The 26,043-nt window shown below is 67.6% G+C and carries 27 protein-coding genes; 14 read left to right on the forward strand and 13 right to left on the reverse strand.

Translation table 11 applies throughout. The features are described from left to right. The first annotated feature begins 96 nt into the window (after positions 1 to 96). Positions 97 to 519 (forward strand): MarR family winged helix-turn-helix transcriptional regulator, encoded by a 423-nt coding sequence (locus ACWGID_RS08850; protein ID WP_452195822.1) that lies wholly within the window; start codon positions 97 to 99, stop codon positions 517 to 519. Between the two features lie 70 nt (positions 520 to 589). Here the strand turns inward: ACWGID_RS08850 and ACWGID_RS08855 are convergent, their stop codons facing one another. Then, entirely contained in the window at positions 590 to 1,525 is a 936-nt protein-coding gene (locus tag ACWGID_RS08855) for a LysR substrate-binding domain-containing protein (RefSeq protein ID WP_452196101.1), read from the reverse strand. 172 nt (positions 1,526 to 1,697) lie between these two features. Between ACWGID_RS08855 and ACWGID_RS08860 the strand changes: the two genes are divergently transcribed. Further along, the gene (locus ACWGID_RS08860; RefSeq protein ID WP_452195823.1) at positions 1,698 to 2,354 is read left to right on the forward strand and encodes an NAD(P)H-binding protein; all 657 of its coding nucleotides are present in this window, start codon (positions 1,698 to 1,700) and stop codon (positions 2,352 to 2,354) included. A gap of 79 nt (positions 2,355 to 2,433) precedes the next feature. Continuing rightward, a complete protein-coding gene (locus ACWGID_RS08865) occupies positions 2,434 to 3,273 on the forward strand; it encodes an alpha/beta fold hydrolase (RefSeq protein WP_452195824.1) in 840 nt (279 codons plus the stop codon). Between the two features lie 91 nt (positions 3,274 to 3,364). On the opposite strand, the gene ACWGID_RS08870 is transcribed toward ACWGID_RS08865, so the two are convergent. The 6 genes from ACWGID_RS08870 to ACWGID_RS08895 form a co-directional block, all read right to left on the reverse strand. Further along, positions 3,365 to 5,269 (reverse strand): carboxylesterase/lipase family protein, encoded by a 1,905-nt coding sequence (locus ACWGID_RS08870; protein WP_452195825.1) that lies wholly within the window; start codon positions 5,267 to 5,269, stop codon positions 3,365 to 3,367. Then, on the reverse strand, positions 5,266 to 5,838 hold the full coding sequence (locus ACWGID_RS08875) for a hypothetical protein (protein WP_452195826.1): 573 nt from the start codon (positions 5,836 to 5,838) through the stop codon (positions 5,266 to 5,268). Before ACWGID_RS08875 ends, ACWGID_RS08870 begins: the two co-directional genes overlap by 4 nt. Beyond that, positions 5,831 to 6,499: a hydrolase gene (locus ACWGID_RS08880; protein WP_452195827.1), complete on the reverse strand. Its 669-nt coding sequence runs from the start codon at positions 6,497 to 6,499 to the stop codon at positions 5,831 to 5,833. The genes ACWGID_RS08875 and ACWGID_RS08880 overlap by 8 nt, the downstream gene beginning before the upstream one ends. Positions 6,500 to 6,543: 44 nt before the next feature. Continuing rightward, positions 6,544 to 7,098, reverse strand: a complete 555-nt coding sequence (locus ACWGID_RS08885) for a hypothetical protein (RefSeq protein WP_452195828.1) — start codon at positions 7,096 to 7,098, stop codon at positions 6,544 to 6,546. Positions 7,099 to 7,250: 152 nt separating this feature from the next. Further along, on the reverse strand, positions 7,251 to 8,183 hold the full coding sequence (locus tag ACWGID_RS08890) for a CPBP family intramembrane glutamic endopeptidase (protein ID WP_452195829.1): 933 nt from the start codon (positions 8,181 to 8,183) through the stop codon (positions 7,251 to 7,253). Between the two features lie 163 nt (positions 8,184 to 8,346). Continuing rightward, positions 8,347 to 9,099: an SDR family NAD(P)-dependent oxidoreductase gene (locus tag ACWGID_RS08895; RefSeq protein ID WP_452195830.1), complete on the reverse strand. Its 753-nt coding sequence runs from the start codon at positions 9,097 to 9,099 to the stop codon at positions 8,347 to 8,349. A gap of 132 nt (positions 9,100 to 9,231) precedes the next feature. Between ACWGID_RS08895 and ACWGID_RS08900 the strand changes: the two genes are divergently transcribed. Next, on the forward strand, positions 9,232 to 9,864 hold the full coding sequence (locus ACWGID_RS08900; RefSeq protein ID WP_452195831.1) for a TetR/AcrR family transcriptional regulator: 633 nt from the start codon (positions 9,232 to 9,234) through the stop codon (positions 9,862 to 9,864). 127 nt (positions 9,865 to 9,991) lie between these two features. Here ACWGID_RS08900 and ACWGID_RS08905 read toward each other — a convergent pair whose 3' ends face one another. From ACWGID_RS08905 to ACWGID_RS08920, 4 genes are all read right to left on the reverse strand, one after another. After that, complete coding sequence (locus ACWGID_RS08905) at positions 9,992 to 10,738, reverse strand: GAF and ANTAR domain-containing protein (protein WP_452195832.1); 747 nt, start codon at positions 10,736 to 10,738, stop codon at positions 9,992 to 9,994. 77 nt (positions 10,739 to 10,815) lie between these two features. After that, complete coding sequence (locus ACWGID_RS08910; RefSeq protein WP_452195833.1) at positions 10,816 to 11,211, reverse strand: J domain-containing protein; 396 nt, start codon at positions 11,209 to 11,211, stop codon at positions 10,816 to 10,818. A 346-nt stretch (positions 11,212 to 11,557) separates the two neighbouring features. Further along, a complete protein-coding gene (locus tag ACWGID_RS08915; RefSeq protein ID WP_452195834.1) occupies positions 11,558 to 11,833 on the reverse strand; it encodes a hypothetical protein in 276 nt (91 codons plus the stop codon). A 57-nt stretch (positions 11,834 to 11,890) separates the two neighbouring features. Next, on the reverse strand, positions 11,891 to 12,334 hold the full coding sequence (locus tag ACWGID_RS08920) for an Hsp20/alpha crystallin family protein (RefSeq protein ID WP_452195835.1): 444 nt from the start codon (positions 12,332 to 12,334) through the stop codon (positions 11,891 to 11,893). Positions 12,335 to 12,470: 136 nt separating this feature from the next. On the opposite strand from ACWGID_RS08920, the gene ACWGID_RS08925 reads away from it, so the two are divergent. Further along, positions 12,471 to 13,187: a hypothetical protein gene (locus tag ACWGID_RS08925; protein ID WP_452195836.1), complete on the forward strand. Its 717-nt coding sequence runs from the start codon at positions 12,471 to 12,473 to the stop codon at positions 13,185 to 13,187. A gap of 136 nt (positions 13,188 to 13,323) precedes the next feature. Continuing rightward, complete coding sequence (locus ACWGID_RS08930) at positions 13,324 to 13,983, forward strand: GAF and ANTAR domain-containing protein (RefSeq protein WP_452195837.1); 660 nt, start codon at positions 13,324 to 13,326, stop codon at positions 13,981 to 13,983. A 144-nt stretch (positions 13,984 to 14,127) separates the two neighbouring features. Here the strand turns inward: ACWGID_RS08930 and ACWGID_RS08935 are convergent, their stop codons facing one another. Beyond that, entirely contained in the window at positions 14,128 to 14,598 is a 471-nt protein-coding gene (locus ACWGID_RS08935) for a hypothetical protein (protein WP_452195838.1), read from the reverse strand. 1,041 nt (positions 14,599 to 15,639) lie between these two features. Here ACWGID_RS08935 and ACWGID_RS08940 point away from each other — a divergent pair. Further along, positions 15,640 to 17,625 (forward strand): outer membrane protein assembly factor BamB family protein, encoded by a 1,986-nt coding sequence (locus ACWGID_RS08940; protein WP_452195839.1) that lies wholly within the window; start codon positions 15,640 to 15,642, stop codon positions 17,623 to 17,625. A gap of 13 nt (positions 17,626 to 17,638) precedes the next feature. Further along, positions 17,639 to 18,406, forward strand: a complete 768-nt coding sequence (locus tag ACWGID_RS08945; protein WP_452195840.1) for a heparin lyase I family protein — start codon at positions 17,639 to 17,641, stop codon at positions 18,404 to 18,406. Here the strand turns inward: ACWGID_RS08945 and ACWGID_RS08950 are convergent, their stop codons facing one another. Then, positions 18,407 to 19,561: an ROK family protein gene (locus ACWGID_RS08950; protein ID WP_452195841.1), complete on the reverse strand. Its 1,155-nt coding sequence runs from the start codon at positions 19,559 to 19,561 to the stop codon at positions 18,407 to 18,409. It lies immediately after the preceding gene. Positions 19,562 to 19,744: 183 nt separating this feature from the next. Between ACWGID_RS08950 and ACWGID_RS08955 the strand changes: the two genes are divergently transcribed. Genes ACWGID_RS08955 through ACWGID_RS08980 form a run of 6 tightly spaced genes read left to right on the forward strand, consistent with a single transcriptional unit; the run spans position 19,745 to position 26,023 of the window. Beyond that, on the forward strand, positions 19,745 to 20,743 hold the full coding sequence (locus tag ACWGID_RS08955) for a hydroxyacid dehydrogenase (RefSeq protein ID WP_452195842.1): 999 nt from the start codon (positions 19,745 to 19,747) through the stop codon (positions 20,741 to 20,743). A 6-nt stretch (positions 20,744 to 20,749) separates the two neighbouring features. Further along, the gene (locus tag ACWGID_RS08960; protein WP_452195843.1) at positions 20,750 to 22,144 is read left to right on the forward strand and encodes a sulfatase family protein; all 1,395 of its coding nucleotides are present in this window, start codon (positions 20,750 to 20,752) and stop codon (positions 22,142 to 22,144) included. Continuing rightward, on the forward strand, positions 22,141 to 23,400 hold the full coding sequence (locus ACWGID_RS08965; RefSeq protein WP_452195844.1) for an extracellular solute-binding protein: 1,260 nt from the start codon (positions 22,141 to 22,143) through the stop codon (positions 23,398 to 23,400). The genes ACWGID_RS08960 and ACWGID_RS08965 overlap by 4 nt, the downstream gene beginning before the upstream one ends. Positions 23,401 to 23,430: 30 nt before the next feature. Beyond that, positions 23,431 to 24,342 carry a carbohydrate ABC transporter permease gene (locus ACWGID_RS08970; protein ID WP_452195845.1) on the forward strand — a complete coding sequence of 304 codons (912 nt, stop codon included), beginning with the start codon at positions 23,431 to 23,433 and terminating at the stop codon, positions 24,340 to 24,342. Continuing rightward, the gene (locus ACWGID_RS08975) at positions 24,339 to 25,151 is read left to right on the forward strand and encodes a carbohydrate ABC transporter permease (RefSeq protein WP_452195846.1); all 813 of its coding nucleotides are present in this window, start codon (positions 24,339 to 24,341) and stop codon (positions 25,149 to 25,151) included. Before ACWGID_RS08970 ends, ACWGID_RS08975 begins: the two co-directional genes overlap by 4 nt. Next, entirely contained in the window at positions 25,148 to 26,023 is an 876-nt protein-coding gene (locus ACWGID_RS08980; RefSeq protein ID WP_452195847.1) for a Gfo/Idh/MocA family protein, read from the forward strand. Before ACWGID_RS08975 ends, ACWGID_RS08980 begins: the two co-directional genes overlap by 4 nt. The last annotated feature ends 20 nt before the right edge of the window (positions 26,024 to 26,043 follow it).

Genomic DNA, 26,043 nt, shown 5'->3' on the forward strand with positions numbered 1-26,043 from the left:
TTCACAGAGGATCTGTTCGAGATCCAGCTAGTTCGAGATTATTGGTAGTACAGTATCGAACTAGTTCAAGTCCTTGCCATCTCGAGAGGAGCTCGCGTGCCCGTTGACGCCGCACAGCTATGGACGCTGAACCATCGCTTGCTGACCGTCGTACTGGACGCCTGCAGCGCCGAGTTGGCCGAGCTCGGGCTGGAAGCGAAGGAGTTCTTCGTGCTCGCCGAGGTCACTGCCTCGCCGTACCCTGCCGAACTGGCGGCGAAATTGGTGATCCCGAAGGCGAGCGTGACGGCCTATGTGCGGAACCTGGTCGCCAAGGGGTTCATGCGACGTGAGATCGACGAGGCGGACCTGCGACGGCACCGGCTCGTGCTCACCGACGAAGGTGAGGCCGCGAGGACGCGCTCCTTCGCAGCGCTGGCGAAGGCGTTCGACCGCAGGCTGGCGAATATCACTCCGCGCGACCGCGATGAGCTGCAACGGATTCTCCTGGCACTGCTCGAACCGGCAGCGGACACCTGATGACGAGCCACCACCCGCCGCAGACCCGGCCGTGGACCGCGCCGGAGCTGGACCGGCTCGCTGCGTCCTGCTACATGGTCGGGCTGCGTAGCCATTCATGGCGTTCAGCGCATCGCCGGGCGGTGACGAGGACGTTTGCGATGGCGGGCGACAGATCGTTCGTGGGCCACAGTATGGAGAGTTCCGACATGATCGTCGGCTCAACGAGGTCGCGAACAGTCACGCGGGTGCTGGCGTTCGCGGCGTGCTCGGCGAACGATGCAGGGGCCAGGCCGACCTCGCGTCCGCTGGAGAGCCGGGCGAGCATGGCGTTCACGGGCGGGTCCTCGAACGCGCAGATCTCGGGTGCGAAGCCCGCGTCGTGGAACACGGCGACGATGCTGTCGTAGTAGGCCGGGGCGAGCCGGCGGGGAAAGAGCAGCAATGTCTCGTCGTGGAGGGCCTTCACCGGGATGGTCGGTGCGGCAGCGAGGCGGTGCCGGCTGCTGAGGAGTGCGGCGACGGGCTCTTCGCGGAGGATCTCGCCGCCGACGCCGTCGAGGGGTTGTGGTGAGAGTGCGAGGCCGATGTCCAGGTCGCCGGCGAAGAGCCGTTCGGGGATCTCGGCGCTGAAGATCTCTCGGGCGTCGATCGTGAAGTCGGGGTGGTCTTCCTGAAGTGCATCCAGGAGCGCGGTGATGGTGCCGAAGTTCGCGACCGGGGTGTAGCCCAACCGGATCGTCGTCGCGATCCCTGATCCGGCCAGCCGGGTGCGCTGTACCGCCTGCTCCAGTGCTGCCAGCGCCTTCGGCGCCTCGTGAGCGAGTGTCCGGCCTGCGGCGGTGAGCTGCACCCGGCGGCTCGAACGCGCGAAGAGTGGGGTTCCGAGGGCTTCCTCGAGTTTGCGGATCTGGTGACTCAGGGACGGCTGGGAGATGTAGAGGCGCAGAGCGGCGCGGCCGAAGTGGAGTTCTTCGGCGACGGCGATGAAGTACCGCAGGACGCGGGGGCTGATATCGATAGTCAGAGCCTATCGTCGAGCGTCCGGACAAGTCTTGGACGCTCGCTGGATGGACGTCGTAGCGTCGTCTCACGCCCCGGGACAGGCTCCGGCCTGCCCGTCGACGGCTCGCCGGATCAGCCGGCGGATACCCGCCGACATGGCGCTGGCCAAGAGATCAGGAGCGGAGGTGATGTGAATGCGCGTATTCATCGTCGGAATCAGCGGCGCCATTGGTGACCTTCTCGCCGGCAAGCTGCACGACTACGGTGTCGTGGTCCGCGGGCTCGTGCGTCGCGCGGACCAGCAGGCCGATCTTCGGTCGAAGGGGGTCGAGGCCACAGTCGGCAGCCTGGGCGCGATGTCGGTCGAAGAACTGGCCCGGGCCTTCGAGGGCTCTGACGTCATCGTGTACACCGCAGGATCCAACGGCGGGGCGCGTGAGATCACCGACGCGATCGACGGTGACGGGGTCCTGACCGCCCTGAAGGCGGCCGAACAGGCAGATGTCAGACGATTCGCGCTGGTGTCGGTCTTCCCTGAATCGTGGCGTGAGCGCGACCTAGGCGAAGAGGTCGAGCACTACTTCTCGGTCAAGAAGGCTGCGGATGTGGCGGTCACGCGCAGCGGGCTCGACTGGTTGATCCTGAGACCCTCCCTCCTGCTGGACGACCCCGGAGTCGGCACGGTCTCGCTGGGTCCCGCGGAAGTGCACGACGACGTCACCCGAGAGGACGTCGCGGACACGCTGGCCCAGCTGCTCTGCGAGCCCCGGATCTCGCGCCAGATCCTCGAGCTGAATCGCGGTAGGACGCCAATCGACGAGGCCGTCGCAGCCAACGTCCGGAACGTGTGAGCGGTCCGTCTGTTCCAACCACATGTCAACTTGCAGCAAGCAACCAGCAGTAGCTGGTCGGCCACGAGAGGAAGAGATCATGGGCTACATCGCCGTCGGTGCAGAGAACAGCACCCCGATCGAGTTGTACTACGAGGACCAAGGGTCGGGTCAGCCGGTCGTCCTGATCCACGGGTATCCGCTGAACGGGCACAGCTGGGAGCGTCAGACGCGCGAGCTGCTTGCCGCGGGGTATCGGGTGATCACGTACGACCGTCGTGGTTTCGGCCAGTCCTCGAAGGTTGCCTCCGGCTATGACTACGACACGCTCGCCGCAGATCTGAACACGGTCCTCGAAACCCTGGACCTCCGTGATGTCGTGCTGGTCGGCTTCTCGATGGGCACCGGGGAACTGGCCCGTTACGTGGCACGGTACGGCCACGAGCGGGTGGCGCGGCTCGCCTTCCTCGCGTCGCTGGAACCGTTCCTCGTCGCCCGGGACGACAATCCCGAAGGCGTGCCGCAGAAGGTCTTCGACGGCATCGCGGCAGCGGCGAAGGGGGACCGGTACGCCTGGTTCACGCAGTTCTTCGCGGACTTCTACAACCTGGACGAGAACCTTGGCTCGCGCATCAGTCAGGCGGTCGTCACCGGCAGCTGGAATGTCGCGATCAGCAGCGCCCCGGTGGCCGCGTACGCCGTCGTTCCGTCCTGGATCGAAGACTTCCGCGGTGACATCGAGGCGGTGCGCGCCAGTGGCAAGCCGACGCTGATTCTGCACGGCACCAAGGACAACATCCTTCCCATCGATGCCACCGGACGCCGCTTCCACGCCGCGTTCCCCGAGGCAGAGTACGTCGAGATCGAGGGCGCCCCGCACGGCCTTCTCTGGACCCACGCGGACGAGGTCAACTCCGCACTGAGCGCATTCCTCTCGTAGCCCGCCCGATCCTGTCCCGGCTGATCCATGATCAGTTGCTGCGGGCAGCCGAGACAGCTCAAACCGACGCGTCAGACGTTCTGAGAAAGTCTCAGGGCGTCGGACCGTCGTAGCTCATCCAGAAGTCGATGGCGGCTGCTCGCGGGCGGGATGTCATGCCGCTGTCGGCGCTGAGTTCCATCACGCGCTCAGGGGCACGACCCACCGTGGACCAGGCCGGCAGACCTGGCCCGTTCGGATTCCCGGTGGCGACGAAGTTGAGCCAGTAGCCGCGCATCTGGTCGCGCAGCCGGTAGTCGTCCTGGTCGTAGGCGGCGTCGCCGTCCTTACCCAGATTGTCGTAGGCGTACATGACTTCTGCGCCGTGATAGGCGCCGTATCTCTCCAGGCCCTTGTCTGGCGGGGTGTGCGCGAAGAAGTACAGGTATGCGGGAGCCTGGCCGGTCTGCGTCTGCAGGTGTGCCCAGCGGTGCATCGCCCGCGTCATGACCTGGTCGGTCTGAGACTGCAGGAGCGAGTTGAGGACCTGCTCCTTCGTCGTACCGGGGTACAGGTCGAGGAACTGCCGGGCGTTGGCGCCGTATTTCTCCTGCACCGACGCGTGGTAGGCGTCCACGTCCGTGTTCGGCGGGGCGGCCAGCGCAAGGGAGCTCTCGTCCGCATTGCTGCCGACGAGCAGGGGTACGTCGAGCTGGTCGCCGTCCGCGTAGACCCGTGCGGGTGACCGGTCCAGCACGTGTCCGTCGACGGACGGTCGCCACTGCCGGCCGACCGCGGCGGCCGCGTCCGTGATCCGGTCGGCCGGCATGGCGCGCATCTCGTCGACGGTCGCACCGCCCAGCTCCTGGGCGAGTTGCTGGCCGGCGTCGTCGGCCACGGCCCTGGTGTCGGCCTGGTCGCCGTTCGCGGTGTTCCCGGTGGTGCCCATGCATGCCCCGCTGGCGCCGATGATGCCGTCCACCAGTCCGTCGGCGAGCGGTGTCGCACCCAGGATGCAGACGCTCTCCCCGCCCGCGGACTCGCCGGCGATCGTGACGCGGCCGGGGTCGCCACCGAAGGCGGCGACGTTCTGCCGGATCCAGTCCAGGGCGGCGATCTGGTCCAGGATCCCGTAGTTGCCTGAGGCGCCGTACGCGGACTCGGTGGCCAGCTCCGGGTGGGAGAGGAAGCCCAGCACGCCCAGCCGGTAATTGATCGTGACCACGATGACCTCACCGCTGGAGGCCAGTGCCTCGCCATCGTAGAGCGGCAGCGCGCCTGAACCCGTGGCGAAGCCGCCACCCGGGATGTACACCAGCACCGGCAGCCTGTCCGAGATGGGTTCCGTACCGCGCCAGATGTTGAGGTAGAGGCTGTCCTCGCTGACCGGGTACGGGTTCAGGAGCGTGTTCTCCAGCGGCACGTCGACCACCTGCGACAGAGCGCGCGTGACGAACGTCGAGGTGCCCTGTACGGGTGCAGCGGAGAATCGGTCCGCGACCAGCACCTCGGTCCGCGGCACGGGCGGCTGCGGCGCCCTCCACCGCAAGCCTCCCACGGGTGGCTGGGCGTACGGGATGCCCGCGAAGATCTCGACCGTGTCGGCGTCGTTGCGGACACCGATCACCGGTCCTTCCCGCGTCGCAACACGTTCCGAGGGCTGAGGATTGTCCCCGCCGGCGTGGCGTACCTGTGGCACGGGGCCCGCCAGCACCGCGGCACCACACACCACGGCCGCCGCGACGAGCCACCCACCCACTCGGAGAACGACGCCGCGCCTGAACCACCATCGCGCGGTCAACACGAACGCTGCGACCAGCACGGCGACCAGGCTCCAGCCCCACCACGGGCTGCGGTTGAGCCACAGGAGCACGGCAGCGAGGACCGCCACGAGAACCAACGGCGCCCACGACCACACCGAACGCCAGAGCGCCTTCCGCCGGGGCGTCGCCGTCCGCGGCTCGCCCGGACGGGTGGTGTTCGCGGCGTCTTCCTCGGCAGCGTGGCGGGGATTCATCCGGTCTCGATCGCGGTGAGCAGGCCGGTCGCGGCCAGGGTGAGCAGGGTTGCCCACAGCACGATCGCGATCACCTGCCAGAGAATGACCCAGCCCTTGTTCACGCCCGAGGCGACCAGCGTTGCGGCGGTGAGGTGCGTCGGCAGCGCCAAGGGACCCAGAAGGCTGGCACCGGGAACGCCGAACCGGACCAGCCAACGGCGCAGGCGCTTGTGGCGCTTGGACTGCTTCGCGGCGCGCTCGCCGGCTTGCGTCTGCTCGTCCGTCGCGAGTGCTGGAACGCCGGTCGGAGAGGCCTTGGCGGTACTGCGGCGGGTGCGGCGCGCGACGGTCGCCGCGCGAACCCGGGAGCTGAGCAGGACGACAAGCACAACGGCGATGATGTTGCCCGCCGCACCCGACACCCCGGCGACCAGCGGGTGGATGCCCGCAAAGACGCCGAGCGCCGCCGATCCCTCGCCTTCGATGTACGGGATCGCGCCGGCGAGTGCGACGATCACGGGCTGGACGAGCTCCGGAACCTCAGCGACAAGGTCCTGGAACCACTCGTAGGCGCCGCTGCTAGGCACCGGCACCGGCACCGTCGGTGGCGGGTGTCGCCAGTAGCTGCAGCTCCCAGGCGAGCGCGATCCCACTCGCGCCACCGTGCTCATGGAGAATCGGCCCGAGTTGGTTGGCTGTTGACTCGCGAGCCCAGTCGCGCTGCCATTCGCCGGACACGGCCATCCAGGTGATGGGTACTGCGCCGGCCTGTTCCATGCGTCGCACCGCCATATCGTGCGCTTCGGTGGTCACTCCGCCGCTGGCATCGGTGACGACGAAGACGTCGTACCCCTCATCCAGCGCCTGGATGGCGGGCATGGCCACGCAGATCTCCGTCCAGAGCCCGGCAAGGATCAGCTTCTTGCGCCCCGTCTTCTCCACGACCTCGACGACGCGACGGTCTTCCCAGGTGTTGATGGACGTGCGGTTGATCGGCTTCTGGTCCGGGAAGAGGTCCTGGAGGCCCTTGATGAGGTGGCCGCCACGTTCTTCGATCACCGTCGTCAGCACCGTGGGGACATCGAACACCTTCGCGAGCTTGGCCAGGCCGACGACGTTGTTGACGATCATGGTTGGTTCGTGGCTGTTGAGATTGGCGAACTGGAAGGGCTGGTGATCGATGAGCAGCAGGACGCTCTCCTCAGGGGTGAGCAGTGCTTGGAGTCCGGCCTTTGCGGTGCGCGTCAAGATGGTTCCTTCTGCGTGGTGGGTCGAACGGTGGATGATTGGAGTCAGAGTTGTTCGGGTGATGCGATCCGGTAGACGAATTCGCCGAGCCCCGACTGCGCGATAGCGAGGAGTAGTCCCGCCAGGCCTTCCTGAGTGGCGGCCATGCTGAGGTCGCCGATGCGGATCGCCTCGTAACCCGCATCGAGACTCAGCTGGCTGACGAGGACTTGGGCTTCGTCGTCGCCGGACCACAGGTTGCTCGGCCGTACGCGGGCGTCGGCGATCTGCCCGTACAGAGAAGCGAAGTTGGTACTGAAGGCCTTTGCCGTCGGCCCGCCCGTGACCGACTTGACGTATTCCGCGTTGGACGTGAAGCCGGCCGGAGCTTGGGCACCGCCATAGAGGTTCGTTGCGTCGAGCACCGTCTTCCCCTCCAGCCCCGCGACGGATGCCAAAGCCGGCTCCACGGCCGGACCCGGTACCGCGAGCAGCACGGCCTCCGCGGCTCCGGCGTCCCCGCCTCCACGCCCCAGCCGCGTCACCTGGTGCCCGGCACGTTCCCACAGGTCGGCCAGCCCGCCACCGATGTTTCCTCGTCCGACCACCGTGATGTTCATGCTGTGCTCCTTGCCAGGCTGAAGTACGACGAATGCCGCGCAGGCCGGAGCCTGTCCCGTGGCGTGAACGACGCTACGACGCCTATCCAGTAAGCGTCCAAGACTTGTCCGGCCGCGCGACGATAGGCTCTGACTATCGATAGAGAGCAGCATCATGAGCGCCCATTGGTGCGGCGTGCTCGCTCGCGGAGCCAGACGAACACGACCACCGCCACGTTCACGACGGCAAGAACGGTCAGCGTGGGTCCACCACCCGCACCTGCGCTGCGATCGACGACAAGAGCGCCGCCCCCGGCCATCAGCACGTTCACCGTCGTCGTGACGAGATTGTTCGCGATGTGGAATCCCATAGCGGCCTCGAGTCCGCGACTGATCAATCCCATCAGGGCCGTGCAGACGGAGAGGAACACGTAGTACCCGATGAGCCAGGGATCACCGGCGCCATGCAGAAGGGCGAACGAGAGGCTCGAGACTACGAGCCCGGCGATGATCGCCGGTCGCACAGCGCGGAACCACGAACCAGCCGCGGGCAGTACCGCGCCCCGGAACATGAGCTCCTCGCCGGCGGACTGTAGGGGAGTGGTGAGAAGTACGACCACCAGCATCGCCACGGTGGTGCCGCTGATACCGAATCCGACCCAGCCCGGAGCGTCGGGTGCCACGACTGCCACTACAGCGGTAGCGGCCCCCACAAGCACGGCAGAGGCCGCGAAGGAGGTCAGAAGACGCCGCTGATCGAAGCGCCGAGGCGAGCTGAGGACGCGCCGCCACGGCACTCTCGCGAACCATGAGACGAGTACCAGGGCAAGCAATGCCGTCAGGCCGGTGCTGATGTTTGCGGCCAACAGCTTGAGCGGAGTGAGCGTCGACTCGAGGGGATCGTCGTCGCCTTCGAAGAGGCCGGCTACCAGATAGAGGCCGAGCTGGAGTACGAGCAGTGTCACCGGAATCGCGACGATGACGATCAGCGACTTCCACCACGCCAGCCGAATGTGCGTACCGAAGGGACGCGTGTCATCCAGTGCACGTGCCGTTGTCCTGGGGGCAACGGCTCCTGATGCACTGGGGTTGGTCTGCGAGTTCATGGGGGCGTCAATCTCTTTCCTGGATACCTGTTGCTCCATCGGATGGCGGCAGTCAGAACCATGTGGCGACAACACAGGCAACCCCGCCGCGGCTGACCATCGCAGCCGGGTCGGGCGGAGTGTGCGCCCGACCCGGCCGCCGAGGCCGTACGTCGTTCTGCTGTCAGTCGGTCACCAGCTCGGCCTTCGGTGGCTCGACTGCGGTGAGGCCCCCGTCCACGGGGATGACGGCGCCGTTGATGTATGAGCCGCCGGGGCTGGCGAGGAAGGCGATCACCTCGGCGATGTCCTCGGGCTGGGCGACGCGGCGCAGCGGGATGAGGGGGTTGTACCTGTCGAGGTACTCGGCCGGAGCGCTGGTGTACACCGGACCGGGCGCCACCGCGTTGACGCGCACACCGGCCGGGCCGAACTCGGCGGCCCAGGCCCGGGTCAGGGAGTTCACAGCGCCCTTTGTGGCGGCGTACACCGCGTTGTAGAAGTCCCCGAGCGTGGCGGCCCCGCTGCTGACGTTGATCACGCTGCCGCTGCCTCGCTCGGCCATCTTGGAGGCCAGCGTGGCGGTCAGTACGTAGACCGCTCGCAGGTTGCCGTCGAGCATCGCGTCGTACTGCTCAGGGGTGATGCTGAGGCTGGGGCCGAAGCTGGCCGCCGCGGCGTTGTTCACCAGCACGTCTACCTCGCCTGCGTCCTGGGCCAGCCGAGTCACGTCCTCCGGGCTGGTCAGGTCCGCGACGACGAAGCGCGCCGTACCGCCGTCGGACCGGATCTCTTGGACCACCTCGGCGCCGCGTTCGGCGTCGCGGCCGGTCACGACCACGTTTGCGCCTCGCGCGGCCAAGGCGATCGCCGTGGCCCGGCCGATGCCGGATGTGGAACCGGTGATCAGGGCTGTCTTGCCGGTCAACTCGCTCATATCGAACTCCTTTGTCTGGATGGTGCTGTCAGCAACCAACTCAGTCAGCTCAAAATTCCGTACCGATCGGTCGGTGCAGAATGGCGATCACAATTGTGGATCGATCGGTACGCAATTGGTAAGCTCGATCGCATGGAGAACAGAGGGAGCGCGCCGGTCGGCCGGCCCCGGGGATTTGACGCCGACGAGGCTCTGGAGAAGGCGATGACGGTCTTCTGGCGGAACGGCTACGAGGGCGCGAGCCTGCCCGAGCTGACCAGCGCCATGGGGATCAGTCGCACCAGCATGTACGCGGCCTTCGGTAACAAGGAGGAACTGTTCCGCAAGGCGCTGCTGCGGTACGCCGACGGCCCGGCGTCGTACGGCGTCGAGGCGGTGGCCGAGCCGACTGCCCAGCAGGTGGCGACGGCCTTCCTGTGCGGTGCCGTGCGCAGCGCCACCTTGCCGGGCTACCCGACCGGGTGTCTCAGCCTGCGGGCCTCCCTGATCGGAGGCGAGGACGGGCAGGCGATCCGCGAACTGCTGGCCGCCTGGCGTGACGAGACCAGCGCCCTGCTGACGAAGCGCTTCCGGCGGGCCGTCAGCGACGGCGATCTGCCCGCGAAGACCGACCCGGCGCTGTTGGCGAGGTATGTCATGACGATCGGCAACGGCGTCGCGGTGCAGGCTGCCGGCGGCGCCGCGCGCGCCGACCTGCAGTTGATCGTCGACGCCGTCCTGCAGAACTGGCCGCCCCTTCTCACTCGGGCGCCGAAGAAGCGGTGACCGCCGCACGGCGGTCGGATCGCTGTGCTGCATGCTCGGAGGCACTGCCTGCTGGTCAGGTCAGAAGGCGGCACAGGCTGGCGCCGCCGAGAAGCTCCGACGGAACCGCCGTGGGAGGGTGTTTCGGTTAGGGCTGTGGAAGGTGGCGGGTGTCGATGAGTTCTTGTGCGACGTCGCGTAGCTTGCGATTGGCGTGCTGGGAGTAGCGCTTGAGTACTTCGAAGGCGCGGCCGTCGTCGAGGTCGTAGCGTTCCATCAAGATGCCCATGGCCTGTCCGACCAGTTTGCGGGCGTCCACCGCGGTCGCCAGGTTTTCTTCGCGGCGTGCGGTCGCGACGGCGATTGAGGCGTGACGGGCCAGGATCTCGGCGACGGCCTGATCCTCGGTGCCGAACCCGTTCGGGGTCGCGCTGTAAAGGCTCAGTACGCCGACCGTTGAAGCGCTGAGGGTCAACGGCAGGTTCAGCACGCTGCGCACGCCGAGGTCGGCCACCAGGAGAGCCCAGTCGGGCCAGCGGTGATCGGTCTGGGTGTCGTTGACCAGCACCGGGACGTGGTCGCGCATACAGGTCGTCATCGGGCCGGCGGTCTGGTCGGCTTCGGCCGGGTGGTCGAGCTGGAAGCGGTAGATCTTGGTGACCGCCGGGTCGGTCACGGCCGGGATCTCCGGCCCCGCCGCAGTCTGGAGAGCGACGCCGGCGAACTCGCATCCCAAGGCGTGCAGCGCGAACTCCACGACTGTCGCGACGGTCTCCTCTACGCCGGCGGCCGCGTGCATTTCGAGTGCCAGGCACGCGAACGCTGATGTGACGCCGCCGATCGGGCCTATTTCAATCTCGTAGCCGGTGCCGGGCCGCCGTTCGGTGCGATCCATGCGTCCATCCTTCCCTGGCTGTGGCCAGCGGTCTGCCCATGCTGGGGCGGCCGGTGGCGTCACAAGGTGGGTCCGTCTCATCGGACGTGGGGTTCCCAGTGCACGGGGCCGACCCAGACCGGCGAGGGGTCCTGCGGCGGGTCCGGGAGCAACACGGCGGGTGCTGACATGGGGCCCGATGGCCGTGGCGCAGCCGCCACGACTCTGGGTGCCGGCTCAGCTCGGACGCGATCGTAGGCGGCACGGCGGATCGGGTCGCGCAAGGTGGCGTACGCGCTCAGGAGTTCTTGCAGGCGCTCGTCGGCCTCGTCCTCGGACTTTGCTGACGCTGCGGGCTCTGCTGATGTGGCCGCTGTCCGCGTGTCGGGGTGCAGTTGCCGGACCAGGGTGCGGAAAGCATGATCGAGGTCCTCGTCGGACGCCTCGGTGGCGACTCCGAGGATCGCGTAGGGGTCGGTGAGCGGTGCGGTCATGGCTGGCTGAATTCTCGTGAAGGCGTGAAATGTCGATCAGTCGTCGTTCAGGGCGTCGATCAGGTGTGGAACACGCCGGGGGACTGGCATCGATCAGTAGGACGGTTGACCGGGGTGATGCGGCGGCCCGCGCCGAGAGTTGTCGTCCTGGGAAGACAGCCGGGCGGGACACTGGTGCCGTCGTCGGCTCATGGGTGTTACTGGCGGGCGGCCGCATCACCGGGTCGGGAACGGTGTCCGGAACGGTGTGTCCGAACTGTGTCAAAGGGTTGGTTGTCGGTCCTGTCTCACTCCTTTCCGGTCCATCCAGGTTCCAGATCCGGGCGTCACTGCATCAGCCGAGGAGTCAACCGCGATCGCGCGGAGGGCTACGACCCCGTCCGACCGGACGTCGCGCCGGACCACGGCAGGCGAGGGAGTGCGGGAGGCGCGGCCACCACGGCTGCGGCGGTGCCCCCCATGCCCTCGCGGACGGAGTCGGAATGTCCGGCGGCGGTTCGCACGGCGAGTCCCAGCTGGCGGCGATCAGTGCGTCGAACTCCGCCCGAACCAGGTCGTTGTCGCTGAGCGCGAGGTCGAGGAAGATGTCGGCCTCGGCGACCGCCTGTTCCGTCTCCGGCATCGATCTCACCCCCTTGACAAGACCCTGCACGCTGCCGCTCCGGACTCGGTGTGTCGGTCAGGCGTCGATCTGTTTGCGGTCGCCGTCGGACGCCGTGACTGCGATCTTGCGCGGCTTGGCCCGTTCGGCGATCGGGATCTTCAACGTCAGTACGCCGGCCTCGTAGCCCGCCTCGATCCGGTCCGCGTCCAGGGTGTCGCCCAGGAACAACTGCCGGGAGAACACGCCGAGCGGACGCTCGGCGACCTGCATCTCGGCGCCGTCGGCAAGCTCGACCGGGCGACGCTCCGCCTTGACCGTCAGCACGTTGCGCTCGACGTCCAGGTCGATCGCGTCCGGCGAAATACCGGGAAGGTCGAACGCCACCACGTACTGGTCGCCGTCGCGGTAGGCGTCCATCGGCATCGACGTCGGATGTGACCACGTGCCCGGGGCCTGGCTCCCGAAGACCTGCTGAGCCAGCCGGTCGAACTCCCGGAACGGATCTGTGCGCATCAACATCGTCCTGCACCTCCTGAATCCTTGATTGTCGGTGGTGTCAACACGCACCTCTGATATAACATGTCATCAAGGCGATGACAAGTACCTCCGTCATCAAAAAGCTGACGCAATCGATTCTGCGAGAGGTAGGTGACGAATGGCAGACGACCCCCATCACCCGGCCACCGCCCGGGTTGGGGTCCCGGGTGCGGCTGAGATCACGCAGACCGCTGCGTGGACCGCCTTCACCACAGTCGACCAAACAGTCCGGCAGCTCGCGTCTCAGGTCGGGGACCAGGAACTGACCACGCACGGGGGGTCGGGGATGGTCGGTGAAGCGGTGAGTTCGGCGGATGTGCTTGCCGCGCTGTCCGGGCTTCGAGCCCTGCAGGATCAGCTGGCTGCCTGGGAGCCGGTGCTCATCGGCGCGGCTCGAGACCGCGGCACCAGTTGGGCAGCGATCGCTCCCGCCCTCGGCTTGGCCAGCCGCCAGGCCGCAGAGCGGCGCTATCTGCGACTTATGCCGCACGCGACTGACCCCGAAGGGATGACCGGAGAACAGCGGGTCCAGGCAGCCCGTGACCGGCGCGCCGGTGACCGCGCGGTCACGCGGTGGGCTCGGGACAACGCGTCCAGGCTGCGTCGGCTCGCGGCGCAGATCACCGCGCTGGACGATCTCGACCCCGGCACCCAGGACACCGTCGAGCAGCTCCTGCTAGCCCTCGGCGACAGCGACACCGCAACCTTGCTCGCACCCCTGGCAGAAGCCGGCGCCAGCCTCGAGGACAGCCACCCGAAGCTGGCTGAACAGGTCTCCGACATCAACCTTGCCACCGACCAGCTACGCACCCGGCCCACGAGCAAGCCGCAATAGCAGCACGCAACGGCAATATGACCACGCACTGGTGTCGCCGCCGAGGGCCGCGGGTACCGGGTGTTCTTCTGGTCGGTGTCCCGCTGGCCACAAAGCGAGGTGGCCGGCCATGGAGCTGCCGTACCTGCTCGAGGTGATGAACGAGGTCTCGGCATCACTGAGCTTCCCGATGGACCTCGACGAGACCCTGGAAGTGATTACCGCCGGCGCCGCCGAAGCTGTGCCGAACATCGACTTCGCCAGCATCTCGATCACTGGCAAAGACGGCAGGATCGAGACCCTCGCCCCCACCGACGAACTGGCGCAGCGAGCCGACGACCTGCAGTACGAACTCGGCGAAGGGCCATGCCTGGACGCCGTGTTCGACCGCCCCGTCGTCCAGGTCGACGACATCGCCACCGATCTGCGCTGGCCGACGTACGGTCCTCGCGCCGCGAAGGAAATCGGGATCGGGTCCCAGCTGGCGTTCCAGTTCCGCGCCGATCCGCACGGCCGCGGCGGAGTCAATCTCTACTCCGTCCATCCCCACGCGCTGACCGCAGAGTCACGCCAGCTCGGCGCGATGTTCGCCAACCTGGCCGCGGTCGCACTGGGTTGGAGCCGCGCGAACACGCTCGCCGAAGAACTCGTGACCCGGACCGACATTGGCGAGGCCATCGGCATCGTCATGGAGCGCTACCGCCTCGACCCCGACCGCGCATTCAGCTTCATCGTACGAACCTCCCAAACCAGCAACACGAAACTGCACGACGTCGCAGCCGGCATCATCGAGGACACAACCCGAAGAGCCGAGTAGACCCAGGGCGTACCCGCAGCGAGGGCCGCTCCTCCTATGTGTCCTGCCATCGCTGCCTTGGACTGCCGCAAGGGGGAGCCGGCAGACCCAGCCGACCAGGCTCAAAACCCGCCAGGCCAGGGCTGAGCCAAGCCAGAGCTGACCCTAGGTCGCTGAGACCGGTCGGTTGGTCGGCGACTGCATCCACCACCGCGGACTGGGCGAGGCGACGAAGCGCTGCTCGGTCACTGCTCCATGGGGACGCTGACAAACGTCGATCAGCGCCAGGTGTTGATGAGCAGTAAACCCCAGGTCAGAGGCCAGATCGGCGAGTTTTCGCCGCGCGCCGCGCTCAGCACCTGCAAGACCCTCGACCTCCGGCACCACGTCGGTCAGGTCGTACAGCTGGAAGCGCTGCTCCTGGGCAGGGGTCGGCGTGACAACCTTCCGGGCGGCTGCGTCACGCAGTACACGCACTTGAGCGCTGAACTCGGCGTACGAGGCGTCTGAATCGTCAACGGTCAGCGGCAGACCAGGAAGCATCGCCTGCGTCACCTGGTGGGTGCCGACCTGCAGTGGAGTGGCTGCGGCGATCCGGGCGATCGTCGCGAGTACGGCTGACCGCGTTGTGCCCAAGCCCTCGTTGTGACGTGCTGCCCAGCCGGCCCAGTCCGCCAGGGCCGCGGCGTCGGCGGGTGCGCATATCCGCCTGCTGTGTAATTGAACGACGCGGGAAGCCTAGGTACGACGGACCGCCCGGCACATCGGCACGCAGACCGAACCTCCGACGCCGACCTCTGTCCTTCGGCAGAGACTCCGATCAGCCGGCGGACAGAAGCTGGCACTCGCCTGGCCTGGTCGACCTGCGGAGAAACCGGGATGACCTCTCGATGCGGCAACTCGGCAGTTCCGAGTCCGACCAATCATCCTCCTGATAGTTGCGTCGGGCACCTTTGTGTGGCGGGTGGCCTGGTAGCCCGAGGGCCGCGATCAGCAGGCTGACACCTGGGACGGTGCCCAACTGGCGGGTCATGCTGACGACCGAACTACCGCAGTCCACAGGGCGCCAGCCGAGTGCCGCGAGCGTCCCGTAAGCAAACCGCCGCGCGATGCGCCGATCGCGAAGATCGGTACGGCGAGCGGTCCCGCCCCGAAGGTGGCGGCGAACAGAAGGTTGGCCAGGTCGGCCCAGCCGAAGCTTCGTACCCGGAGAAGTTCAGGCGGCCGCATTGGTGATGATTGCCTGCGGCCGTACAAGACGAACCCCAAGAGCGCGAGACCGGCGGCGCTGACGGCCACGGTGCTTGCCTAGCCCAGTCCGGTCCGCGTACCAGTGCGAGCGAGAGTGCCGCCACGCCGGTGCCGGAGGACCGGCGGACCTCCGCCGCCGTATCGGCCTCGAAGTCGGTCTTGAGTATGGCCGAGGGGGTTCTCGCGGAGGGATCCGATCGCGCTGTGGTGGCCAGGGTGATCCAGCAGGCGGTCGAAGCCGATGTATCCGACATCAGGTATGCCGTCGGTCGCCTGGCGGAGCAGATCCTCGAGCTCAACCGCAGTTTCCGGACCGCGAGGCCGGCCGGCCACCCCCGGGAACGGAGGATTAATTTGGCTATTGACAGAATAAAAGGCGCCTTCTAGGTTCGGCTGCACTGCGAATCGACTTGAAGGGATGCCGCCATGACCTCATCACTCCCGATCGGCCGGCGACGGGTTCTGCAGCTGGGAGCCGTTGCTGGTGTGTCCCTCGCGGCGACGTCGAAGACGGCCGCGCTCGCCGCCCCGGCGGACGCGCCGCAGGTCGAGGTCACCGATCTCGGTCCGGGGGTCACGAACTTCTCGCTGGCGGCGGGGATCCCGGTCGGTGACCGGGTGTACGTCGCGTCGCGGAACATCGACCCGATGCGGATCGTCGGCTACGACCTGACCACCGACAAGGTCACCAGCGTGACCGCGGGGCCCGGGATCAGCACGCAGTTGCTCGCCGCCGATCCCGAGGGGCGGTACCTGTACGCCGCCGTCGACGAGCGTGGCATGGGACAGCCGGGCTTCCTCCGGGTCGATCTGTCGAAGCCGGACGCGCCCAAGGAGGACCTCGCATCGATCCCCGGCCTCTCGCCGTACGCGATCGCGATGGCCCCGGACGGTGTGCTCTACTTCGGCGGCCTCGAGAAGAACCCGGCCCTGCGGAGGTACGACCCGGCGACCGGTGAGCTCACGACCATCGTCGGGCCGGATCCGAACGTGCCGATGATTCGCAGCCTGTTCGCCACCGAGGATCGGTTGTACGTCGGCACCGGCGCATCGCTCGGGGTGACACCGACGAGCACCCAGGCCGGTCTGTTCGTCATGGATCGGGCAACGAACCAGTACGCGTCGATCCTGCCGCAGGAGTTCGTCGGTGCCGTCGAGGTCCGCGACGTCGCGATCGACGGAGACAGCCTGTACGCCTGCTCGACCACGGCCGCCGGCGCGGCGGTCGCGGTGATGGACGTGGCGAACCCGGGGGAGTACCGCCTGCTGCAGAGTGACCGGCCGTTCCTGCGGCTGCCCCGTGTGCTCGGGAACAAGGTCTACTTCAACGGCGGCGCTCTGATCGAGCTGTCGCTGGACGCCGGTCTCTTCCGTGAGATCACGGTTCCGGACGCGGACTTCGGTGAGATCTGGGGGCTGTGGATCCGTGACGGCAAGGTGATGGTCGTGTCGGCGTTCGGCCTGGTCTTCGAGGTCGATCCGGCCGACGGTGCGACGAAGATCCACGACCTGATCGCGGGTGGCGCGCCGACCGGACCACAACTGGCGATGTCGGTGCACGCCGACCTGAACGGTGTGTACGTCGGCGGCACGAACTCGGTGATGTACCACGACCTGCGCAGCGAGACGCAGACCCGGATCCTGGCGCAGAGCGAGGCGAAGGACATCCTGATCCGCGACCGGACGGCGTACTTCGCGCAGTACAACGCGATCGGCGTCCTGGCCTACGACCCGCGCACGGACGGCGAGTGGCCGCGGCGGGTCGCGCCGTTCCCACCGGCACAGAACCGGCCGCACCAGATCGTCTGGGACGACCGGCACAAGGTGGCGCTGATCGGCCTGCAGTCCGATACCGAGGGCGGCGGATCGCTGCTGACGTTCGACCCCGCGACCTCGCGCACCACGGAGGCGATCAATCCCATCGACAGTACGCAGATGGTGCGCGCGGTAGCGGTCCACGACGGCATCGCCTATCTCGGCGGCCAGAACGTCGGGAACACCGGCGGAACTGTGGTCGCGTGGGATCCCGTACGGCGTAAGGAACTGTGGCGCCTCACGCCGCAGGCCAAACCGACCGGGGTCACCGGGCTCGCGGTGCTCGGCGGGCGTCTCTACGTCATGTGCCACCGCGGAGACTTCTTCGTGCTGGATCTGGCTACCCGACGGATTCTGCACTCTTCGAACCACCGAGCCGCGGTGCCCAGCTATGGGACGCTGCTGGTCAGCCGCGGGCGCGTCTACGCGACCTCGAGCAGCACCTTCTTCCGGTTCGACCCGAAGACGTTCGCACGGACCGACCTGGTCACGCTCGACGCGGAGTGGTACGGGATCCCGCGGTCGGCGGTCGACACCCGCGGAACGTTCTACGCGATCCGCGGCCGCAACCTCGTCCGCGTCCGGATCGACAACTGAGAGGACCTGAACGATGACCAACGCTTCACGAGTCAGCCGCCGTACCATGCTCACGACCGTCGCCGGTACGGCGATAGCGCACCGGCTGGGCCGCCCACACCGGCACGACGGCACCGTCGTGTTCAGCGACGGGTTCGAGACCGGGACGTTCGACGCCTGGGACGCGCAGTCGGTGGAAGGCAACGGCAGCCAGGCCGTGGTGCCGTCGCCGACTGACGCGAACGACCTGGTCGCCCGCTTCACACTTCCCAACGACGGTGTGTCGTTCCGGTCGGAACTCGGCGAGCACCAGTTCGACTGGGGACGCTACGTCTACGAGTTTTCGATCTTCGTGCCGGCCGACTGGGTGATCTTCGAGCGCGGCTCGATCCTTGCGCACTGGCACGGATACCCGCTTCCTGATGGCAGCAGTACGTACCCGCCGCTGGCGCTGAACGCCTATCAGGATCTGTGGCGTCTCGATCTGTCGAGGCTGACCAGCCCGACGACCGCGACGAAGCAGTTCTTTACGCTCGGCTCGCTGACCGACTCGTTCGGCCGCTGGACGAACTGGGTCTTCGATATCACGTGGTCGACCCCGGACAGCGACGGGATACTCGTCATCACCCGCGACGGCACGCAGGTCCTGCGGGAGACCGGCGCCAACAACTACCACCAGCAGTGGTCGCCACATTTCCAGACCGGGATCTACCGCTCCGAGTGGCGCCCGGGCAACACCTGGCCGACCGGTGGCCCGGACGTCAATGTGTACCACCGCGACATCGTGGTGACGCAGTACTGATCAGGCCGGGCTGCCCGCGGTCGTGAACAAGCTGGCCAGTGATGCGTGGGCAGCCCCGGTGGCGATCGCCTCGGGCGAGGCCGGTACGACGTGCAGTTGCGGCGCCGGGGTGTAGTGGTGGACGTACTCCTGCCGGACGGTCGCGGTGGCCAGCGTGTCGAGCCCGAGGCCCGTGACCTCGTCGGTGCAGGCGAGGACGATCGACTCCGGGCCGATGATCTTGGCGAGGTTGGCGACGCCGGCGCCCAGCCGTACCGCGGCGTCCGCGACGACCACGGACTGCTCGGTGTCGCCGTCCGACAGCCGCCGGGTGATACCCCAGCTGCTCGCGTACGCCTCCAGGCAATCGGTCGCACCACAATGGCAGGACCGCTGCTCCGGGCTACCCGTCGCGCGGATGTGCGCGAAACTTCCCGCCGTACCCTCGAACCCGCGATGCATGCGTCCGCCGACCACCACGGACACACCCAGGCTGGTGCCGACGTTGAACACCAGGAGGTCGCGCCCTCGCTGCTCCCGGCCGAACAGCAGCATGCCCTGCGCGAGGCAGTTCACGTAGTTGTCGACGACCACGGGAAGCCCTGTCGTGCGCTCGATCCAGGGGCCGAGGGCAACATCTTCCCAACCGAGCGCGCCGCTGTGCCGGACGGTCCCGGCGGCGCTGTCGACCACCCCCGAGACGGCGAGGCCGGCGCCGAGCAGCTCGGCGCCCTGCCGCCCGTGGCCGAGCGACGTGATCATGTGTTCGACCGCGTCGTCGACCCTGGAGGGCGTCGTGTCCGGCAGCTCGACGTGCTCGGTACGGACGACCGCTCCGCGCAGGTCGACCAGCACTCCGAACAGGTGGTCGCGGGCGATGTGCAGTCCGGCCGCGAAGACTCGGTCGGCGCCGAGCTCCAGCTGCCGGGCCGGTCGTCCCCGGGCGCCCTGGACGGTGTCGCTCTCGGTGAGGTAGCCGGACTCGACGAGCCGGCCGACGATACCGGTCACGGTTGCCGGACTGAGCCCGGTCTGAGTGGCGACCGCGGCCCGGGAGACCGGCGCCTCGGCGCGTACCACGTCGAGCACCAGTGCCTCGTTGATCTCCCGGATGAGCGTCTTGCTGCCGGGCCGCGGCGCCGGTGCGGGCCGCTTGCCGACCCTCGACTGATCCACCTACGACTCCCGTCTCGCGTTGCCGACTTTCCGTGAGTCTAGCAGGGTTATTTTCCATGTTGACAGAAATAATCGATCGGTCCTCTGAGGTGCTGCGATCGGACCTGTCGGAGGCCGTCCGGTGTCATGAAAGATTAATTCAGTCATTGACAGAATTATCGAACTGTTCGTACCTTGGCGCTCATGAGCCACCACATCGTGCTGAGCGTTCCCGCTGCCGAACTGGGCGCGTTCTTCCCGCAGCCGACCCGGGCAGCGCTCGAAGGGCTGGGCCCGGTCGCTGTGTGGGATCCGGGTCGGTTGCAGGACCGGGTGAGCCTGGGCACCGCTCTGGCTGACGCCGAGGTCCTGATCACCGGCTGGGGATTCCCCCGGCTGGATCGTCAGGTCCTGGCGCTGGCGCCGCGTCTCGGATTCGTCATGCACTCCGCGGCCTCGGTGCGCTGGCTCGTCGGCGACGCGTTCTGGGACGCAGGCATCCCGATCTCACAGGCCGGTGCCGCGATGGCGCCGGCCGTCGCCGAACTGTCGCTGACGCTCACGCTGGCCTTGCTCCGGCGCACCCATCGCGTCGACCATGCGCTACGGTCCGGCGTCGACTGGCACACGGCTCGGCAGATCGAGCGCGCCCGGGAGCTTGCCGGTGCGGGGATCGGCGTCATCGGGGCGTCGCGGACCGGTCGGGCCTACATCGCGGCGTGTCAGGCGCTCGGTGCGGACGTTCGGGTCTACGACCCGTACCTGCCGCCGGACGACGGCCTCACGCGGCTCGGTACCGGACTGGGAGAGCTGCTCGCCGGCAGCGAGGTCATCGCGATTCATGCACCCGCGACTGCCGAGACCAACGGGCTGATCGGCGCCGGCGAACTCGCGCTGATCCGGGACGGCGGGCTCTTCGTGAATACGGCACGCTCGGCGATCGTCGACCAGGAGGCGCTGTACGCCGAGGCCGCCTCCGGACGGATCGACGTGGCCCTCGACGTGTTCGACACCGAACCGCTGCAGATCGCCGACCGCTGGCGGTCGTTGCCGAACGTTCTGCTGACTCCGCATCTCGCGGGCGCGACGACACAGTCCCGGGCCCGGGCCGGGTGGATCGTCGTCGACGAGATCAGCCGCTTCCTGGGCGGCGATGCGCTCGAGCACGCGGTGACGCGCCACGACCTCACTCGGATGGGCTGATCTGCAATGGCGAAGAACATCCTGCTGCTGCACTGTCACGACCTCGGCCGGTTCCTCGGTACGTACGGCGTACCGACGGTCCGCACGCCGCACCTGGACGCCCTCGCGGCTGGTTCCGCGGTCTTCGAGGAAGCGTTCGCGGCCGCTCCGACGTGTAGCCCCGCGCGGGCCTCGCTGTTCACGGGGACCTATCCGCAGACGCACGGTGTGCTCGGGCTGACGCACGAGCCGTTCAGCTGGGACCTGCGCGATCCGGCCGCACACCTGGCCCACCGGCTCCGTGCGGCCGGGTACCGCACCGAGTTGGTCGGAGTGCACCACGAGTCGCGGGTCCTTGCCGACGGCATCGTTGCGGAGCGGCTCGGGTTCGATCGGGTCCGCACCGGCGGCGATCGCGATGTCGTCGTCCAGCGAACGCTTGCCGCGCTCGACGACGCGGCTGCGGAGGACAGGCCGTTCTACCTCCAGGTCGGTTTCCACGAACCACACCGGACGCCGTCCGCGCGGGATCGGCCCGGAGTGATGGGGTTCCTCGGCGATGCGGTCCGGCCGGACGACTCGCTGGGTCACACGGTCCCGCCGTACCTGTCCGACGATGCCGGCGCCCGCGAGGAGATCGCCGAGCTGCAAGGGGCGGTGCGGCACGTGGACGAGGGAGTCGGACAGATCCTCTCGCATCTCCGGAAGCTCGGGATGGACGACGAGACGATCGTCGTGTTCACCACCGACCACGGGGTGGCGCTGCCGCGAGCGAAGTGCACGCTGTACGACCCGGGCCTCGGCGTGGCGCTCATGATCCGGGTGCCGGATCGCCCGGCCTGGCAGGGGAGCCGGATCCCGGGGATGGTCAGCCATCTGGATGTTCTGCCGACCTTGTGCGAGCTGACCGGACACGCCCGGCCCGACGCCGTCGAGGGCGTCAGCCTGACCGGACTGGTCGAACGCGGCACGCCGGCGCGTGAATATTGCTTCGGGCAACAGAACTACCACACGTACCACGATCCGAAGCGGTCCGTGCGGACGGCGACCCACAAGCTGGTCGTGAACTTCGGCAACAACCCGAGAGTGATGGATCCGACCCAGTCGTGGACGCACCGCAGTCGTCCGGTGGACCTCGTGGACCCGACCATCGGCAGCAGTCGCGCCTTCGAGTTGTACGACCTGTCGGCTGATCCTGACGAATTGCACGATCGCGCCGACGACCCGGCGTACGCGGGGGTGTTCGCGCGGCTCGCAACCGCTTTGCTGCGCTGGATGTGCCGGACGGGCGACCCGCTCTGGATCGCGGAACCACCGCAGCGCCGGCACCAACTCGTACTGCAGGCACTCGAACGGGCTGGCCGCGGAGCATCGCCGGATCCGATCGAGTTGCCGGACCGACAGAGAAGAGAGACAGCATGAACCTCCGACTCAGGTGCGCCGCCGTACTGACCGCCGTCGCGCTCGCTCTGACGGCCTGCTCGGGTGCGCCGGAGCAGGGCGGCAAGGCAAAGGTGACCTTGTGGATGTACCCGGTCGTCAAGGACGAAGCGGCAAGCAAGAAATTCTGGCAGCAGACCGGGCAGGCGTTCGAGAAGGCGCATCCGGACGTCGACCTGTCGATCGAGATGCAGACCTTCGACAAGCGTGACGCGCAGGTCTCGGCCGCCCTGGCCGCGGGTTCCGGGCCGGATATCGTCCTGGTCACTCCCGACCAGGTCGCGACCTATCAGAGCATCCACGGCCTGCTTCCGGTCGACGACGCGATCAAGCAGGCGCGCGCGGCGTTCTTCCCGGCGACGCTGACCGCGGCGACGTTCGACGGCAAGTTGTACGGTGTCCCGCTGTTCCAGAACGTGAACACGACCGCGTACAACACCAAGGTCTTCAAGGACGCTGGCCTGGCGTTGCCCAAGACCTGGGACGATGTTCTGGCTGCCGCCCCGGTGCTCGCGAAGAAGGGCATCGCGGTAACGGACTACGCGGGTTCCACCGAGCAGACGCTCAACCTGACCTTCTACCCGTTGCTGTGGCAGGCCGGAGGCCGGATCTTCAGCCCGGACGGCAAGGACATCGCCTTCGACTCCGAGCAGGGCGTCGCGGCACTCAAGTTCCTGGTCGATCTGAAGAAGCTCGGCGGACTCCCGGCGGACGCCGTGACAGCCGGACCGAAGGTCGAAGGCGAGCCGATTGCCGCGGGCAAGGTCGGCATGCGGATGTCGGCCTCGCTGGCAGATCTCAAGCAGCTTCGCGCGGCGCTCGGCAGGCAGACCGTGACGTTGGGGGAGCCGCTCGAGGGCGCGGTCCAGGCGACATACGGAAATCCGGGCCTGCTCGCGCTCACGTCGATCAACAAGAAGCAGAACCGCCAGGCGGCGTACGACGTACTCGCGTTCCTCAGCTCCCCGCAGACGCAGCAGGGCCTGAACGGGCTCGCCGGCAACTTCCCGACCCGGACCGACGTTCCCGCACCGGGCAGTGGACCCGACTACGCCGCGATGGCTGAGGCTCTGAAGTCCGCGAATCCTGGTGAACCGTCGCCCGCGGCCCGCCAGGTGATGGCCGCGCTGGCGCCGAAGATCCAGGCGGCTCTGCGTGGTGACCTGACCCCGCAGCAGGCGCTTGACCAGGCGGCCAAGGAAGCCCGTGGCATCCTGCAGCGGTCCGCGCCGCGCTGATCAGACCTTCCCGAGTCGAGAGGCCTCACCATGTTCATGCACGCCCGGTCGCGGCCGGACCCCACCGCCGCGACCCAACGACGCCGTGAGGCGCTGTCCGGGTTCCTGTTCGTCCTGCCGACCCTGGTCATCTTCGCGCTGTTCAAGTTCCTGCCGATCGCGGGTGCCGGTGCGATGAGCCTGACCGACTACCGGCTGAACGGCGACGTGACGTTCCTCGGTGCGGACAACTACCGTCGCCTGTTCTCCGATCCGAACTTCTGGCAGAGCCTGCGGGTGACGGTCCTGTACGTCTGCCTGTTCGTGCCGATGATCCTGGTGGTCGCGCTGGCCGGGGCGGTGCTGCTTGACAAGGTGGTCCGGTACTCCGGGGTGTTTCGATCCCTGCTGTTCGTCCCGTACCTGTGCTCGTTCGTGATGGCCGGCATCGTCTGGTCCTGGATCTTCTCGTCCGACGGGCCACTGAACGCCGCGCTCTCGGGGGCCGGCTTCGGTCGCGTGCCGTTCGTGTCCGGGCCGCAGTTGCTCGTGCTCGCGGCGCTGGCCGTCGTGTCGGTGTGGAAGGGATTCGGCTACTCGATGCTGATCTTCCTGGCCGGTCTGAAGGCGCAGCCGGCAGAGGTCCACGAGTCGGCACGGATCGACGGGGCGTCCAGTTGGCGGGCGTTCTGGAACATCACGCTGCCGCTGCTCCGGCCTGTGACCCTGTTCGTCCTGGTGATCGAGACGATCGTTGGCTTCCAGGTGTTCGACACCATCTTCGTGATCACCGCCGGTGGCCCGAACCAGGCCAGCCACAGCCTCATCTATCTGCTGTACGACGAGGGGTTCAAGTTCCTCGACTTCGGGTACGCCGCGGCCGTCGGTGTGGTGCTGTTCTTCGTCGTCCTGGTGCTGTCGCTCGTACAGCAGCGTTTCGTGGAAGGAAGGGCGAATCGATGAGCCGCAGTCACCGGCAGCTCGCACCGATGCTCGTGCTCGGCACGATTTCCGTGCTGACGGTCGCGCCCTTGGTGGCGATGGTGGTCCTGGCGCTCTCTCCGGCCGACGCACCGACGATCCCGTACGCCGTCCCACGTGCGCTGACGTTCGACAACATCGCCCGGGTGTTTCAGGCCGGCGCCTTCGCACACTGGCTGCTGAACTCGCTGGTCTACTCGATCGTTTCGGTGCTGATCGTCCTGTTGACGGCGTCGATGGCAGCCTACGCATTGGCCCGGAAACGCTTTCCCGGCCGCACCGTGTTGCTCTGGGCAATCATCGCGACGCTGATGGTGCCGATGCAGGCGACGCTGATCCCGTTGTTCGTCATGGTGGCCCGGGTCGGCGGTGTGAACACGCTTTGGGGACTGATCCTGCCCACACTCGCGAACGCCCAGGCGGTGTTCCTGATCCGGCAGTTCGTCCGCGAACTCCCTCAGGAGTACTTCGATGCCGTTCGCATGGACGGCGCGGGGGAGTGGAGGACCTTCACGACCCTCGTCCTGCCGCTGGTCCGGCCGGTCCTCGCGACACTGGCGATCTTCGTCTTCCTCTGGCACTGGAACGATCTGCTCTGGCCGTTGGTCGTCGGGCAGTCGGACCAGGCCCGGACCCTCACCGTCGGATTGGCGACGCTGAACACTGAGACCGCGTCGACTGCAAATGTGATGGCCGCGACGCTCGTGAGCTTCGTACCGTGTCTGATCGTGTTCGCCGTCCTGCAACGCCAGATCATCGCCGGCATCACAGCGGGAGGAGTCAAGGGATGACGACGGTGCGTTTCGGCCTGATCGGCGTCGACTCGCCGCACGCGCCGGCCTTCACCCGTCTGTTCCAGGACGGTGTGGTCGCCGGCAGCGAGATCACCTGCGCTTGGCGGGGCGTCGCCTCGCCGGACTTCCCGCTCTCGCGCGACCGGATCGACGACCTGGCCGCAGAGGTCGCGGCACTCGGCGTCGAGTTCGTCGCGACACCGGAGGCGGTGGCCGAGCGGTGCGACGCCCTCCTGATCGTCGCATCCGACGGGCGGACCCATCCGGCGTACTTCGAGCGGCTGGTGCCGTTCGGCAAACCGACGTACGTCGACACGCGCTTCGCGCCGACGGCCCGGGAGGCGCGGCGGATGCTGGAGACGGCGCGCAGGCACGGTTGCCTCACCCTCGCCGGATCGCCCAAGCGGTTCGCCCGTTCCTTCCGAGCCGTGCTCGGCGGCGACATACAGCACATCGATCTGACAGGACCGTTGCCCACCCAGCCCGGACACCCGTTCCTTGCGTGGTACGGCGTACACCTGGTCGACCTCGCCGTTGCCGCGCTCGGTCCCGGATGCGCATCGGTCGATGCCACGGCGGACGTCATCACCTTGGCCTGGGCCGACGGCCGGACCGCCGCGCTGGCCGAAAATGCCGAGGTAGCCACTCACGGGACAGTGACACAGCAAGGCACGGCGAAGGACTTCCACATCGAACCAGCACCGGCGATGCTGTCCGGCCTGCTGGAATCACTCGTCAGCGCCTGCCGGACCGGCCGGCCGAACGTACCGGAATCCGAAATCCTCGACACCGTGGCGATCATCGATGCTGCCCACCGCAGCCGAACCGCAGGCAGGCCGGTCGAGGTTGCCCGCGGCCCAGTTCGATGAGTATCGCAGGCCCTTATCCG

The sequence above is a fragment of the Kribbella sp. NPDC054772 genome (assembly GCF_053611945.1).